This is a genomic window from Flavobacterium macrobrachii (assembly GCF_014486675.1).
In the GTDB taxonomy this organism is placed as follows: Bacteria; Bacteroidota; Bacteroidia; order Flavobacteriales; family Flavobacteriaceae; genus Flavobacterium; species Flavobacterium macrobrachii.
Map to the genome: position 1 here is coordinate 1 of NZ_JACTAC010000075.1, position 14,714 is coordinate 14,714.

General features: G+C 28.9%; 17 protein-coding genes and 1 pseudogene. 1 reads left to right on the plus strand and 17 read right to left on the minus strand.

The annotated features are described in order from the left end of the window. The 3 genes from IAI56_RS13475 to IAI56_RS13485 all read right to left on the minus strand — a co-directional run bounded on the left by IAI56_RS13475 (nt 1) and on the right by IAI56_RS13485 (nt 4,029). Nucleotides 1–1,191, minus strand: a complete 1,191-nt coding sequence (locus IAI56_RS13475; RefSeq protein WP_187658365.1) for a PepSY-associated TM helix domain-containing protein — start codon at nt 1,189–1,191, stop codon at nt 1–3. A 72-nt stretch (nt 1,192–1,263) separates the two neighbouring features. After that, complete coding sequence (locus IAI56_RS13480) at nt 1,264–3,375, minus strand: TonB-dependent siderophore receptor (protein ID WP_187658366.1); 2,112 nt, start codon at nt 3,373–3,375, stop codon at nt 1,264–1,266. A gap of 177 nt (nt 3,376–3,552) precedes the next feature. After that, a complete protein-coding gene (locus tag IAI56_RS13485) occupies nt 3,553–4,029 on the minus strand; it encodes a DUF6265 family protein (protein ID WP_187658367.1) in 477 nt (158 codons plus the stop codon). Between the two features lie 98 nt (nt 4,030–4,127). Here IAI56_RS13485 and prfA point away from each other — a divergent pair, with 98 nt between their 5' ends. Next, on the plus strand, nt 4,128–5,201 hold the full coding sequence (gene prfA / locus IAI56_RS13490; protein WP_187658368.1) for a peptide chain release factor 1: 1,074 nt from the start codon (nt 4,128–4,130) through the stop codon (nt 5,199–5,201). 70 nt (nt 5,202–5,271) lie between these two features. Here prfA and IAI56_RS13495 read toward each other — a convergent pair whose 3' ends face one another. The 14 genes and pseudogenes from IAI56_RS13495 to IAI56_RS16470 form a co-directional block, all read right to left on the minus strand. Next, complete coding sequence (locus IAI56_RS13495) at nt 5,272–5,934, minus strand: DUF6565 domain-containing protein (RefSeq protein ID WP_187658369.1); 663 nt, start codon at nt 5,932–5,934, stop codon at nt 5,272–5,274. A gap of 12 nt (nt 5,935–5,946) precedes the next feature. After that, nucleotides 5,947–6,483: a hypothetical protein gene (locus IAI56_RS13500; protein ID WP_187658370.1), complete on the minus strand. Its 537-nt coding sequence runs from the start codon at nt 6,481–6,483 to the stop codon at nt 5,947–5,949. A 19-nt stretch (nt 6,484–6,502) separates the two neighbouring features. After that, complete coding sequence (locus IAI56_RS13505; RefSeq protein ID WP_187658371.1) at nt 6,503–6,826, minus strand: hypothetical protein; 324 nt, start codon at nt 6,824–6,826, stop codon at nt 6,503–6,505. Further along, nucleotides 6,792–7,211, minus strand: a complete 420-nt coding sequence (locus IAI56_RS13510) for a hypothetical protein (protein ID WP_187658372.1) — start codon at nt 7,209–7,211, stop codon at nt 6,792–6,794. Before IAI56_RS13510 ends, IAI56_RS13505 begins: the two co-directional genes overlap by 35 nt. 9 nt (nt 7,212–7,220) lie before the next feature. Beyond that, nucleotides 7,221–7,517: a YtxH domain-containing protein gene (locus IAI56_RS13515; protein WP_187658373.1), complete on the minus strand. Its 297-nt coding sequence runs from the start codon at nt 7,515–7,517 to the stop codon at nt 7,221–7,223. Between the two features lie 19 nt (nt 7,518–7,536). Further along, nucleotides 7,537–7,689, minus strand: a complete 153-nt coding sequence (locus tag IAI56_RS13520; RefSeq protein WP_169523226.1) for a lmo0937 family membrane protein — start codon at nt 7,687–7,689, stop codon at nt 7,537–7,539. Between the two features lie 24 nt (nt 7,690–7,713). After that, nucleotides 7,714–8,373, minus strand: coding sequence for a porin family protein (locus IAI56_RS13525; RefSeq protein ID WP_169523227.1), 660 nt, complete (start codon nt 8,371–8,373; stop codon nt 7,714–7,716). Between the two features lie 49 nt (nt 8,374–8,422). Continuing rightward, nucleotides 8,423–8,701, minus strand: a complete 279-nt coding sequence (locus tag IAI56_RS13530) for a hypothetical protein (RefSeq protein ID WP_187658374.1) — start codon at nt 8,699–8,701, stop codon at nt 8,423–8,425. 114 nt (nt 8,702–8,815) lie between these two features. Then, nucleotides 8,816–9,265 carry a hypothetical protein gene (locus tag IAI56_RS13535; RefSeq protein ID WP_187658375.1) on the minus strand — a complete coding sequence of 150 codons (450 nt, stop codon included), beginning with the start codon at nt 9,263–9,265 and terminating at the stop codon, nt 8,816–8,818. 450 nt (nt 9,266–9,715) lie between these two features. After that, a complete protein-coding gene (locus tag IAI56_RS13540; protein ID WP_239106934.1) occupies nt 9,716–10,720 on the minus strand; it encodes an endonuclease/exonuclease/phosphatase family protein in 1,005 nt (334 codons plus the stop codon). Nucleotides 10,721–10,819: 99 nt separating this feature from the next. Further along, nucleotides 10,820–12,604 (minus strand): ATP-binding protein, encoded by a 1,785-nt coding sequence (locus tag IAI56_RS13545; protein ID WP_342354546.1) that lies wholly within the window; start codon nt 12,602–12,604, stop codon nt 10,820–10,822. Nucleotides 12,605–12,606: 2 nt separating this feature from the next. Then, nucleotides 12,607–13,053, minus strand: a complete 447-nt coding sequence (locus IAI56_RS13550; RefSeq protein ID WP_187658378.1) for a response regulator — start codon at nt 13,051–13,053, stop codon at nt 12,607–12,609. Nucleotides 13,054–13,073: 20 nt separating this feature from the next. After that, nucleotides 13,074–13,625: a helix-turn-helix domain-containing protein gene (locus IAI56_RS13555; protein ID WP_187658379.1), complete on the minus strand. Its 552-nt coding sequence runs from the start codon at nt 13,623–13,625 to the stop codon at nt 13,074–13,076. 15 nt (nt 13,626–13,640) lie between these two features. Further along, nucleotides 13,641–14,686 (minus strand): annotated as a pseudogene (locus tag IAI56_RS16470) (AI-2E family transporter). Between the last annotated feature and the right edge of the window lie 28 nt (nt 14,687–14,714).

Sequence of the window (14,714 nt, forward strand, 5' to 3'; positions counted from 1 at the left end):
TTATTCGGAGTTTTTTGTTGATTTTTTATTTCGTCTGCCATACCAAATCATAAATCCAGTTACGGGAAGTGAAGCGCAAACTAAGCTTAGTAGCAAAGCAATTATTTTGCTCCAAATGCCAAATATTGCTCCAATGTGAATGTCATAATTGGCAGCAACGGCTTTTTCACCTAAGTTTTTATCATCGTGCGAATGAATATGTAAAAGTTCTCCAGAATTTTCATCAAAAATCAAACTGTGATTTACATGATAAGAATAGGAGAGTTGTTTCACAAAAACATCATAGTTAGGATGTTCATGATCGTCAATATGTTCGTATCCAAAATCCAAACTGTATTGAAACGCATCGGGATATAATTCTTCTACTTTTTTACCAATTTTGTCCAACGTATGCTCGTTTCGCATTTCGATTGGAGCTTTGGTTTTAATATGTGAAAAATCGGGATAAGTAGTGCTTCCGCCTGAGAAAATAAAATATAAAATGGCTTGAATAAAAAAGAAAGCATAAAATAATCCTGTAAAAGCGACTACAAAAGCTAAAGACGAAGCATAAAATCCTAGAACATTGTGTACATCATAGTTTTTACGTTTCCAGCTTTTTACTTTTTTCCAGTCGAAGGATAAGCGTTGTTTTCTGGCTTTTTTGTTTTTTGGCCACCAAAGAATTATGCCCGAAATCAACATGAAAAGGAAAATTAACGTTGGAATTCCACAAACATAAGTTCCCCATTCGGTATTCAACATAAAACTGAAATGAATGGATTTTATAATGTTGAAAAAATCGGTGGTTTCATCATAAACACCTTTGATTTCGCCAGTAAACGGATTAACATAAACCGATTTGTAAACCACATATTCATCATAGAAATTCCAACCTTTTGGGTTGTGTTCATAATAATAGTAAATATAACTTCGGCTTTTATCCATCGGAATTGTAGCCCAATGAATTGGATATTTTTCTTTGGTAAACGCATCCACTTTTTGTTCTAAAACTTTTAGCGAAAGCGGTGTTTTGGAAGCGATGTTTTGTTCGTTATGAAAAATAGCATCTTTCCTTAAATAGTTAGTGATTTCTTCCTGAAAAACATAAATCGCTCCAGTGATAGAAATAATAAATACAATCAATCCAGTTGATAATCCTAACCAAAGGTGTAATTTTCCAATTGCTTTTTTGAAACCGTTTTTTTTCATTTATAAATTTTAAAAACTCCCCATCGATGAGGAGTTTATTAAACAAACAAAGTAACCAAATCCTAACCGAGATTAAAATTTATAAGTCAATCCAGCGGTCAAACTTCTCAAGCGTTGCGGCGTGACAGTTGACCAACCTGAATAATATTTTTCATTTAAAAGATTATTTACTTTTAAAGTGATGTTGAATTTATCAGTATTGTAATTCAATGCAGAATTTAAGATAGTGTAATCAGGTAAAGTAAAACTTCCAATTCCTTTTCTGTGTAATACATTAAATTCACTTGCGTGATTTCCACCAAATCCAATTCCAAAGCCTTTAAGATTTCCATCAGTAAAAGCATAGCTTGCCCAAAGATTAACCAAAGCTCTTGGTCCAGCTTCTTCTGGTCTAAAACCAATGTAAGTGTCGTCTAATTCATCTTTTACGACTTCGCTATCATTGTAACTATAACCAGCAATTACGTTCAAACCTTTAATTGGATTGGCAGTAAAACTAATTTCAACACCATTGCTGTTTACTTCGCCACCTTGACGGAAAGTAGTGAAAGCAGCATCCGACATTACTTTGTCTTTTACATCAATGTTATAATAACTAATGGTTGCAGAAATGATGTCTTTGTATAAATTTGTTTTTAAACCAAATTCATATTGATTGGCGTGTTCTGGTTTAAAATTGGAATAAGTATTGTCCAATTGAAGTGTTGGTGCATTGTTTTTAAAACCGTTCATGTAGTTACCAAAAACCGATACTTTGTTTTCTATGATTTGATAAACGGCTCCAAATTTTGGTGAAACCGTTGTTTGATTATAACTTTTCCCAGTTTTATTGATGAATTTATCAACTCTAACACTTGCCATAACCGATAATTTATCAGTAATATTCAAAACATCTGAAACATAAGCACTAATAACCTCATTTTCTGACGTAGTATTTCCAGCATAGGAATTAGCTAATAAATTATCTACACCAGAACTTGATAAAACACCGGTATCTTCTCCTGTAGATAATGTAACTATTCCGTTTCCTAACCAACCCGCATTTCCATTTCTTTGATTTAGGTTTAAATAATCAATTCCAACAACCATTCGGTTTCTTAAATTTCCAATTTTGAAATCTCCAATAAAGTTTTGCTGAATATCAGTTCCTTGTGTTTGAGAATTTGCTTTAGAAATAAAACGATAAAAATCATCTCCATTTCCAGCATCATATAAATAGTGATAAAAACCATTTGTTTTAGCACTACTTCTTGATAAAACGGTTTGCGAAGTCCATTGTTCAGATAATTTGTAGAACATTTGCGCTTGCATATTGAATGTTGGATTACTCATAGTCAACTCATTTGAAGTAAATGAATTGTTATAGTTTTTTTCAAATAAATCCATTGAATTGAAAGAAAGTAAAACACCTCTGTTTAAGAAAATCATTGGAGCATTTGCCGAAGTTCTATTGGTAAATTCAGTATTTATTAAGAACGAAAGCTTATCATTCACTTTGTAACTTAAAGATGGAGCGACAAAAAACGATTTAGAAAAACCAGCATCTTGAAACGAATCTTCATTTTGATGAGCCGAAGTTACTCTAAGCGAAACATCTTTATTCAAAGGAATATTTACATCGGCAGTAATTCGGTCTAAACCATAAGTTCCAGAATTATAACTAATTTCTCCACCAAATCTTGAATAAGGTTTTTTTGTAACGATGTTGATTAGACCACCATACGATATCAAACTACTTCCAAATAATGTTCCCGATGGACCTTTGATAACTTCAATATTATCAACATTTATTGGATCAATACTTCCGTTGTTAATTCCTGGTAAACCGTTAATCATTGTTGGTTGAACTGAAAATCCTCTCATCGAATAATATTCTGCACCATCGCCACCTCGACCAGTTGATTCCCATAGCCGCGTAATTCCAGTTGCATTTTTCAACGCATCGTTAAAATTAGTAACTACTTGTTCTTTCATCAATTCGCTAGTAACCGTATTGTAAACTTGTGGATTTTCTATATTGTTTAATGGCATTCTTGAAACGGTTGTACTTTTTTCTCTTTTGTACTTGTATTTGTTTTTGATTTCAACTTCTTTTAATGAATTGACGGTATCTTTTTTTGTTTCTTGTGCCAATATTGATACTGAAAAGAATAGTGAAACGGTTGTAATTATTATTTTTCTCATTATTTATTTAGATTAATTAAAAATAGTGATGCAAATATATATCGTTCGATATTTAATCACAAAATTTATTTAGACTTAATTTAAATAAAATAATTATTCAACTGATTATGTATTGATTAAAAATAAAAAAACCTCACAGATAGTGAGGTTAGAACAATACTATAGAAAGAATAATGGCTATTTTTTCTTCATCGGATAACTTTCAGATGATGATTTTCCTTGCTGTTTTCCAGAAATAGTTGCAACAAGATTGGTTTCATTTACTTTTTTATAAACAATTTTTTGAGGATAATCATGTTTTGGATTTTCAAAAGCAAATTCATTTTCGATTTTACTTTCGGTTATTTTAAATTCAACAGGTTTGTTATCATTTTGACCTTTTACTGTTGGAATATAAAGTAACGTTTCTCCTTTTTGAGTAAGTACAATTTCTTCAGAATGTAAAGTGTCTTTATCTCTAATAAAAAGTGTTTTTCCAGTAAAAGTGCTGTCGTTCGCTTTTGTCCAAGTTTCGGTTAAAATACCATCGGGCATTTTGTTTTCCCATTCGCCAACAAGCCACGACATTTTTTCAAGTTCATCAAAATTTTTCTCTGATTTATTTTGACACGAAATAAAAACAACCACTACAGCAAGGATAACTACATTTTTCATAATTTGATTTTTAATGTGTTACAATACTAAGAAAATTAACTTTACAATTGAAGCAAAAAGTTGTATTTTTGCACTCTTAAAAATAGAAAGACAATACAATGTTAGAAAGATTACAATATGTAAAACAACGTTTCGACGAGATTTCGGATTTGATTATTCAACCCGATGTTATTGCCGACCAAAAACGTTATGTACAATTAAATCAAGAATATAAAGGATTAAAAGCGTTGATGGAAAAACGCGAGGAATTGATTAACGTTACCGGAAATATCAATGAAGCTAACGAAATTCTTGCCGATGGTTCTGATGCTGAAATGGTAGAAATGGCAAAAATGCAGTTGGACGAAGCCAAACAACGTTTACCAGAACTGGAAGAAGAAATCAAATTCATGTTGATACCAAAAGATCCAGAAGATGCTAAAAATGTAATGGTAGAAATTCGTGCTGGAACCGGTGGCGATGAAGCTTCAATTTTTGCTGGAGATTTATTCAGAATGTACACTAAATATTGCGAAGCTCGCGGTTGGAGAACATCGGTTGTCGATATGAACGAAGGAACTTCTGGAGGTTTTAAAGAGGTAATTTTTGAGGTAACTGGCGAAGATGTTTATGGAACATTAAAGTTTGAAGCTGGCGTTCACCGCGTGCAACGTGTTCCACAAACCGAAACGCAAGGTCGTGTTCACACATCGGCGGCAACGGTTATGGTTTTACCCGAAGCCGAAGAATTTGATGTACAAATCGATATGAACGACGTTCGTGTTGACTTTTTCTGTTCTTCTGGTCCAGGTGGACAATCGGTTAACACAACTAAGTCAGCGGTTCGATTAACGCATATTCCAACGGGTTTGGTTGCACAATGTCAAGATCAAAAATCGCAACATAAAAATAAAGACAAAGCTTTAGAAGTTTTACGCTCAAGATTATACGAACAAGAATTGGCAAAAAAGCAAGCCGAAGACGCAACAAAACGTACTTCTCAAGTAAGTTCTGGTGACCGTTCTGCAAAAATCCGTACCTATAACTATGCACAAGGTCGTGTGACTGATCATAGAGTTGGTTTGGACGTTTTTGATATGGATGGCGTAATGAACGGAAAAATCCAAAAATTTGTCGATGAACTTCAGTTGGTCAACAACATGGAAAAACTAAAAGAAAGCGAAGTTTTCTAAAAAAAAAATAGAAAAGGCAGCAAGTTGTTATACTTGGCTGCCTTTTCTCCCCAAAAATTACTTAACCTAACTATTTTTTTGCGTTTGCATTCTCTTCTGATTTTGCACCCATTCGATTAACGGTATACATTGGTGCAAATTTTAATTTTAAACCAGCAATTTTCATATTGTCCTTGCTAGTTAAACCTTGTTTTTCAACAGTATTCTTTCTTGAATCCAATGCTTCATAAAGCAATTTAATTTCATCCCAATCTTCTCTTGAATAAGTATCCTTGTTCTTTTGAACTGTTGTTACAAATTGATCGTAAACAGCCAAAATATTGTCTTTGTTTACCCATTCAAATTTCATATCGTCATGAATGAATTGTGATCCAAAAAGTTCTTTATTTCTTGTTAATTGAGCATTTTTTGCATCAATTTCAGCTTTCTTTACTAAAATATCTTTTTTGAAATCTTCATATCTGATACCAACAGCTGCAAACTTTTTTTCAAAATCGTCTTTATCATCTAGTTGATTGATTTCGTTTTTTAAAGCAGTTGTTTTGTTGTTGAATTCATTTTCAATTTCATTCCATTTAGAAACTATTTCTTCAGATTTTTCAAGAGTTAAAGAATCTAAATATTTTGAGTAGCTTTCTGTAAGTTTTTCAACTTTAACTTGTTGTTCATCTTTGCATGAAATAAGTAAAGCTACGATTGAAAATAGGGCAAAGGGTTTTATCAAATTTTTCATGATTCTTATTTTTTAAAGTTTAAATCCGTAAGCAATTCTCAATGAAATAAGTCCTAAACCTTCTTTGATACTATTATTTTTTTCTATTGGAAAATCGTTGAAGTAATCGTATCTTAAAGAAATGTCTATTTTATCAGTTGCATATCCAATAGTTGGACTTAACATCAATGAAGTTTTATCATATCCATTTGTTACTGCAAATGCCGCTCCAACTTCTCCCATTAAATATAGCTGGTCTTTTAATACGAATGCTTTAAAACCAGCTTTTGCAGGAATATAACCTAAGTCATTATCATCTCCAGATACAAACATGTTGCTAAAACCAGTTGTAAAGGTTAATGAATATTTTTTAGACAAATCATATTGTAGTCTAGCATCTGCGCCAAGGTTAAAATCATATGGATCATTAGTTGGAACACCAGCGTTTATACCTATACCAAGTCTAAAGCCTTTATCATATTTTTCTTGTTCTTGTGCTGTAGTCAATATTGAAAATAGCAACATTGTTATTGTTCCAATAAATGTTTTTTTGATTACTAAGTTTTTCATGGATTAATTTTTTTTAGTTTTAGTTTATTTTTTTTGATATAAACTTAGTAACTGCATATTGCAGAGTATAGCCAGCTATTTTTTTAAAGATGTTTGTTGTATCTCCAATTAAAAATTTTCTAGATATATAACCAGAGGCAACACTAGTTACTGAGTTAATCAGATTTGTTTTTGTTTCTGGTGTGTTGAAATCTTTTAGAGTTTTATTTAATAGATTAACAGGTTTAATACTTTCAAATAATGAGTCTAATTGGTTTTTTACCTCAAGAAATTCTTCTTTTTGTTTTTGTTCAAGAAGTTCAATAGCATTATTTAGCTTTTGAGTTGGAGTTAGTGTTCTCATGGTTTGTATGATTATTGTTTTCTAATACTTCATCTAAATCAATTTTTTTTAACATTTTGATAATAATCATGTTGCTTAATGGAATTTTCATTAATCTATTTCTTTTGAAGTAAACAATTGTACCTATTATGAGGTAAAAAGTTGATACAATGATGAAACCTAGATAATGTTCATTAAGTATTTTACCAATGTAAAGACTAACTCCAATATTTATAAAAAGAGTAAACATTGCAAAAATTATAAAAATTACTATGTTTGAAGTCAGTGATGATAGAACGTCTGCTGATTTTTCTACAGCATTTAGTTTGATAAGATCAATACTTGTATTAGTATATTTTTCTATTTTATCAATTAGTAAATCTTTATTTTTTGCAAATGTTTCCATGATAAAAAGTTATAAAACGGACTCGTTAATATCCTTTAAGTTTTCAAGATTTGTTTTTTCTTCTTTGATTTTTTGTTCAGCTTCTGCAATTAAATCTTGAGCTTCATCTTTAAAACCTTCTACTGATTTTGAAATTTTATCAGTCAATTTTGAAAGAGAGTCTTTAAAGTTGTCTTTCAAATCATTTCCTTTATCAGCGATTTTCTTTCTAGTTTCGCTACCTTTTGCTGGAGCAAATAATATTCCTAAAGCAGCACCAACTGCAACTCCACCAAGAATTCCTAATAATACATTGTTGTTTTTCATGATTTCTATTTTTTATTGGTTAAATTCCTTTTCCTTTAATTAATCTTAATAGAATGGCAATTACTGCAATTACTAATAAGATATGAATAATGTTACCTGCGCTATATACAAAGAAACCAAGTGCCCAAAGTATAACAAGTATAACCGCGATTGTGTATAATAAATTTTGCATGACGTATTATTTTAAAGATTAGTATTAAAATTTGATTGTTGCGTAAACGCTTAATGAACTGTTTTTACCTTCTGGAAAAGTATAAGACTGACCTAAAAATGATCTTTCTTTTCCCACTGTTTGGAGACCATAATTATAACGTGCTCCAATTCCAAAACTATCGAATTCAATTCCAAGTCCAACTGCTAAACCATAGTCAAACTTATTTAAGTCATCGTTATCAATTTCTTCTTCGAAATTAAAACTACCACCATCAGTTTCATTAGAAATTTTTGCATCTACTAAATAAGCAAAGTATGGCCCGAAATGAATGTTGAAGTTATCGGTTAAGTTAGCTCTCAGTAAAACTGGTGCTTCAATATAGTTTAATCTAAATTTTCCTGTACCTGATGCAAAAGCATTGTCATAAGTAAGTTCTGCACCTTTTACTGAGTAAAGAAGTTCTGGTTGAAGGGATAAGCTTGATGAAATAGGTAATTCCAGAAATAAACCGGCATTAAAACCTATCAATCCATTTTCATCATCAACATCTTCAGTATATAAATTTGATAAGTTCAATCCACCTTTAAAACCAAAATTGGCTCCTGTTTTTGATGTTGAATCTTTTGTATCTTGCGCATTTGCTGTTAAGGAAGTTCCTAAAGCTAAAATTAAGACTGCTGCTATTTTTTTAAACTTTTTCATAATAGACTTTTTAAAATTTTACTGAATTGATTTACTTTTTTTTTAATTTTTATTTGTATGTTTCAATAATCTTAGAACTTACAACGTCATTTGTTGACATTAGTTTTATTGTTTTTTTTGCACTTTCAATTGAGTTTGTATAACCACTTGCAACTCCATGCTTAGATTTTATTTCCCAGAAGAAAAGAGGTTGCTGTACTTTATTTACAATTTCAATTCGTTTTTGTTCTGAGATATTTATTTTTTGTTTTTCTTTTATTTCGCCATCATTATTTGCATTTGCAAATGAACTGATAACTAATGCGAGGGTTAAAATACTTGTTTTCATAATTCTATTTTTTTATTTCATTTTGATGTTACAAAGATTTAATTTAAGTCCTATTTACTTGTTACATCATTATTACTACTTGTTATATAATTTCAATTTTGCTAGATTTTTATTTTAATTGATTGCTATTTGCTCTGTTTCAAAATCATTTCCTATCATGTTTTCAGCTGGTCTTTTTATTCTGCCTTTTGAATTGTATGGAAATTTTTTTGAATGAATTTTGATCATTGTTTCTGGATTATCTCCATCATAATCTGTAATTTGTACTTTTTCATTTTTAAAAATCGAATATCCACCATAATTTGTTGGAAGAATATCTGAAGTATACCATTGACCATTTTCTTGGAAATAATAAACTTTTTCTTTTAAGTCATAATAAGCTTGCATGTTCGGGAAATAATGATAACGAATTTTGCAACCAGTAGATTTGCTTACATTCAATTTTGTTTCTTTTTTTGAAACTGGTTCAGTATCATTTTTTAGAACATTAGTTTCAACATTTGATGACCAAGCTGTTGACATTTCAACTAAAGAAAGCGCAACAATAAAAAGTGTCTTTTTCATAGCATTTTTTTTTATTAGGTTATCTTTTTTTTACATTACAAAGTTGCAATCAAGTCGAGAAATTTATGTTACAACTTTATTTTAGTTTGTTATATAATTCTCATTTTTAATTTCTATGTAATTGAAAATGTTAGTATTAATTAACATTACAAAGATGCGACGCCTTTATGTTAAATCTTTTATATCATTTTTTTTACTTGTTATAGAATTACAATGTTGAACTGTTTTTAAAAGATTTTAAAGTTTATTTATTCTATTATGGAATTGAAAATTATGACTTCATTTATTTTTCTTGACATAAAAAAAAGTCCATTAAAACAACTTGTTTTAATGGACTTCAATGAAGTATCATATTGTATAAATTATCTGTTTAATTATTCAATAGAAACTTCTCGATGGATTCTGAAATTTTAATTAGTTATGAAAATTTGAATATTGAATAAAATGATATTATTCTCTGTTTCCTTCTTCTTTAATACCTTCTTTGATATAATCATCAATAATATCTTTTTCATGAGTTTCGATATTACTAACTTCTTCTTCTTGAATGTCGTTTTTATGATCAATCCAAAACTCAGCCCAGATTGGAAAGTGATCAGAGCCAAAAGCTTCTAACTTTTTTATGTTTTTAACAAAAATTTCTGCAGTATGAAATATATGATCAATAGGTATTCTCATGAACCAATATTTGGCATGAAAGGTAGAAATTAAACCTCTTCCAATTCTAGGATCTATTAGATTTCCACTTTTCATAAATAGTGTAGTACTTTTTGCCCAGCCAACATTATTTAAATCTCCAATTACAATGGATGGTTTGTTAAGTTCATTCAGTCTTTTTGCAACACTTAATAGTTCACCATCGCGTTCTTTTGAATTTGTTTCCTCTGTTGGGCTTGGCGGCGGCGGATGAACTACAAATAATACAAAATGATATCCTTCTTTCAAATGAAAGTGAACTTCTAGGCTTGGAATGTCATCTGCAACAAAGTAATGTTCTTTGATGTCACTCAATGGAATTTTAGAATATATATGCATTCCATAAGTATTCTCTAGAGTAACTTTATGGTTATAGGGATATTTTTTTTCTAGAATTCTATTGGCAATTTCCCAATCTGAATTACTTTCTAGGGTTATGAAAATATCAGGATTATTAGTAGAGATTAAATTTTGAAATTTAGTATAATTGGTATTGAATTGATAAACATTTGCTGATAGAATTGATATAGTAGCAGATGCATCTTTCGATTTTTTTTTGTCGGGTAAACTATATAAAAACGTATATTTAATTATTGTTTTTGCATGAAAAATAATAATTAAGACAAGTGTTGTATTAAATAAAGGATTAACTGTTTCATAATTTATCATGCCAATAGCAATTAAAATTATTGATAGATATAATACATGTACTTTTAAAAAATCACCTAATCGAAAAAACCAATGTTGATTTTTTAACATTGGTAAAAAGGTTAGTAATAATACAAGTAAAAATAATATATGGAATAAAATCATTAAGTATGAGTTTTATATTATTTGTTAGAATAGTTACTTTTTAAATTAAATAATTGGTAAATAGATAGTGAATTTAGCTCCGTTATTCGGTTTACCATCAGCATAAATAAAGCCTTTGTGATTATCAACAATTTTTTTACAAATTGCAAGTCCTATTCCAGTACCACTATATTCGTCTTTGTTATGAAGTCTATTAAATAGCATAAAAATTCGTTCAGAATATTGCGGATCAAATCCAATTCCATTATCTGTAAATGTAATTTTGTAAAATTTGGATTTATCGTTGAAAGGAATTTTATGTTCATTTTTTGCTTCAACCTTTTTGACTTTTATATCAATTTTTGGAGGAATATTTTCTTTGCTATATTTTAAAGAGTTATTAATAAGGTTGGTAAACAACTGCTGTATTTGAAAAGGTATAACATTCAAATGAGGTAGAGAATCACTTGTAATAATTGCCTTTTTGTCTTCAATAATTTGAGTAAGTTCAAGTTTTGAGTTTTCTAATAGTTCATTTAAACAGGTTGATACAAAAACTTTTTCAGCTTTATTTGTTCTAGAAAATTGCAATAAATCATCAATTAAAAGACGCATTCTTTCTGATGAGTCTTTAATTTTTATTAAATATTGTTTACCATTTTCTGAAAGAGAATTTATTTCTTTATCAATTAATCTAGATATAAATGTTTGAATTTTTCTCAGTGGTTCTTGTAAATCATGACTTGCAACATAGTTGAATGCTTGAAGTTCTTTATTGTTTGCTTCTAATTCTCTATTTCGGTCTTCTAAATTTTTGTTTGTTTGAATTTCTTCAGTAACATCTGTAGTTGTACCTATTAGTATTTTTTCATTTTTAGTGTTTACAAATGAATTTGCAATATTTTTTATAAAAATAGTTTCACCATTTTTCTTTTCAACTCGGTAGATAATAGTAGGTAAATGACCTTCAACAATCATTTTTTCCGCAGCTTGTTTTAGTGTTTCTAAATCTTCTGGATGAACAAACTTCTCAAAATAACTTTCTAAAGTTGGTTTAAATTCCTCTGGTTCATAACCTAATAATCTAAATTTATTGTCTGAAAAAGTGAATTCATTTGTGACTAAATTTAAATGCCAAGTTCCAGATTTTCCAACTATTTCTGCAAGTTTGTTTGTTTCGTTCTTTAAATCAAGAATTTCGTTGTTTGTTTGAAGTTCTTGTAAATCTCTACTTATTTTAACAAAAGCTAAACTTATTATTGCTATTGTAACAAACAAAGTTATATAAATAAATTTAGGAGTAAAGTTTATCAGACTATCATTTTTTTTATCTCTTGATTCTAAAAGCTTGTTTTCAATGGCTAGCATTTCATTAATTTTAAATGAAATTTGTTCCATTATTTTTTTACCCTTTAATAAATTTTCTTTCAATTCATCTTGAGTAAAAGATGAATAATTGTTTAATCCATAATCAACTATTTTGAATTTTTCGAGACAAAGTTTTTCTATTGTATCAATTAATTTTTTCTGTTTTGGGTTATCAGATGTTATTTTTTTTAGATAATCTATGTTATGTTTTATAATTAATTTTGAAAAATTAATTTGAGTAGGAAGTTTTTTATTTTTAGTCAATAGATAATTCCTTCTTTCTATTTCTAAATCTTTTATAGTTGTATATAATTGTTCAATTTCTATTGTAACTTTATATGAATGAGCAACCATTTCTGAGGAAACTGTAACCGAGTCCATATGACGATAGGTCAATGCAGAAACAAAAAGCATTATAAAAATAGCAAGAACAAATACAATTTTTAAAAAAAGTGGTGATTTATGTATTGACAAAATTTTCATAACTACATTCTAAGTAAAAAGTTATCTTTATTTAATCCAGAAGTATGATATTGCCAATTAATTGTAACTACATCTGATAAAACTTTCTTTAGAGTGTTAAAGTCATTTGGTTTTTTTATGTAGATATTGGCGCCATTAACAAAAGTTTCTTCAATATGTTCTTCAGATGAAGAAGTTGAATAAATGGCTATAGCAATATCATCAAATCGTTTATCGGCTTTAATTTCGTGAAGACATTCTATACCATTTTTTTTTGGCATATTCAAATCTAAAAAAAGTACATTAGGTAAAACAGCATTTTCTGCCATTAAATAATTCATCAACTCAACACCATCATTATAGGTTTGAACTTTTGTTTTCATTTTAAGTTCATCAAATGCATCAGTAAAAAACAGTCTATCATCTTCATCATCATCAGCTAATATAATGTGGATATAATCTTTTTCCATGGTGTGAAAATTTAGTTAGGTTATTGGTTTTTATCTCTTCGTTTTGAAATTATTCGTTGAAAAGCCGATGGAGTTATTCCGGTTGTATTTTTAAATTGTGTACTCAAATGTGCAACACTTGAATAATTTAATCGAAAAGCAATTTCTGTTAAAGATAATTTATTATTTAAAATGAGTTGCTTAGCAAATTCAATTTTTTGAATGATGACATAATTTTCAATAGAAGTAAAAGTTATATCAGAAAATAGATTTGACAAATAACCATAACTGTGGTTGAGTTTTTCTGCTAAATAAACTGAAACTTTGACATTGAGAATTTCTTCTCCATAAACCATTTCGTGAATAGCATCCTTAATTTTTTGAACCAAAACACTTTTTTGATTTTCTATAATTGTTATTCCATACTTTAAAAATTCTTCTCTTAATTCTTCAATTTTATCTTCTGGAACATTTTCATAAAACTCTATTTCACCAAATCCAAGTATCGAAAATTTATAACCAAAACTCGTTAATTTGTCTTCAAGAATTTTTTTGGTTAACAGGTTGTAATCAAATTTTAAAAATGCTTTCATATAGGTGTGGAATATTTAATTTTTATTTTTTCTAATTTCCTGCCATTTTTTTAATCGTATTCTTGCTTTGCTTTTTATTTGATCTTCATTTGGTTCTCCAAGAACAAAACCATAAGGTTCAAGGCATGGAATAGCATCAAACACTATTTTTAAACTGGCTACAACAGGAAGTGCTAATATCATTCCAGACGTTCCCCAAAGCATTGAAAATGCAATTATAGAAATGATAGCAACCAAAACATTTATACTTACTTTTGAACCAGTTACTTTTGGAGTAATAAAATTGCCTTCTATAAATTGTATAAATCCAAATAATGCAATTACGGCTAATGAATATAAATATGAATCTTTTGTTAAAAGAGCAATTGCAGCAGGAATAAGTGATCCAATCAAAATCCCAATATAAGGTATCAACAATAATAACGCAGCTAAAAATCCATAGAAAAAAGGATTTTCAATACCTAGAATTAATAAACCTAAACTGTTTAAAATTCCAACAATTCCCATAACTGTAAAAAGACCTATCAAATAATCTTGTTGAACTCTGTATAGTTTCTGAATAAGTAATTTAACTTTTGTGTTGTCATTTCCTTTACAAAAAACTTTATAAATAAAAATTTGAAAAAAATTTCTATAAAATAAAAAAAAAACATGTAAAGCGGAATTAAAACTATATCACTGAGTAAATTGCCCGAAGCTCCAAGAAAACTTATGATATTTGAAAAATTATCTTTTAAAGTTTTTCCAAAATCAAAATCTCCTTTTATAAAATCTTTTTTATCAAGGTTGAAATTCTGTTCCATTTCACTGATAGTATCATTAAAAACACGTTCTAATTTAATGGCATAAATATCACTTTTTGCAACAATTTCTGAAAGTTGAATTCCAATAAAAGTAAATAATAATCCAACAATAATAAATAAAACTACAATAGCAGTTAAAGCAGAAAAAAATCTTTTGAATTTCAATTTTCTTTCTAAAAATTTTACAATTGGAAAAATAGAAATACTCAGAATTATAGCAAACAATATCGGAACTATCAATGATTGAAGTACATACAATACAAAGACTAATAATACTATAAAGAAC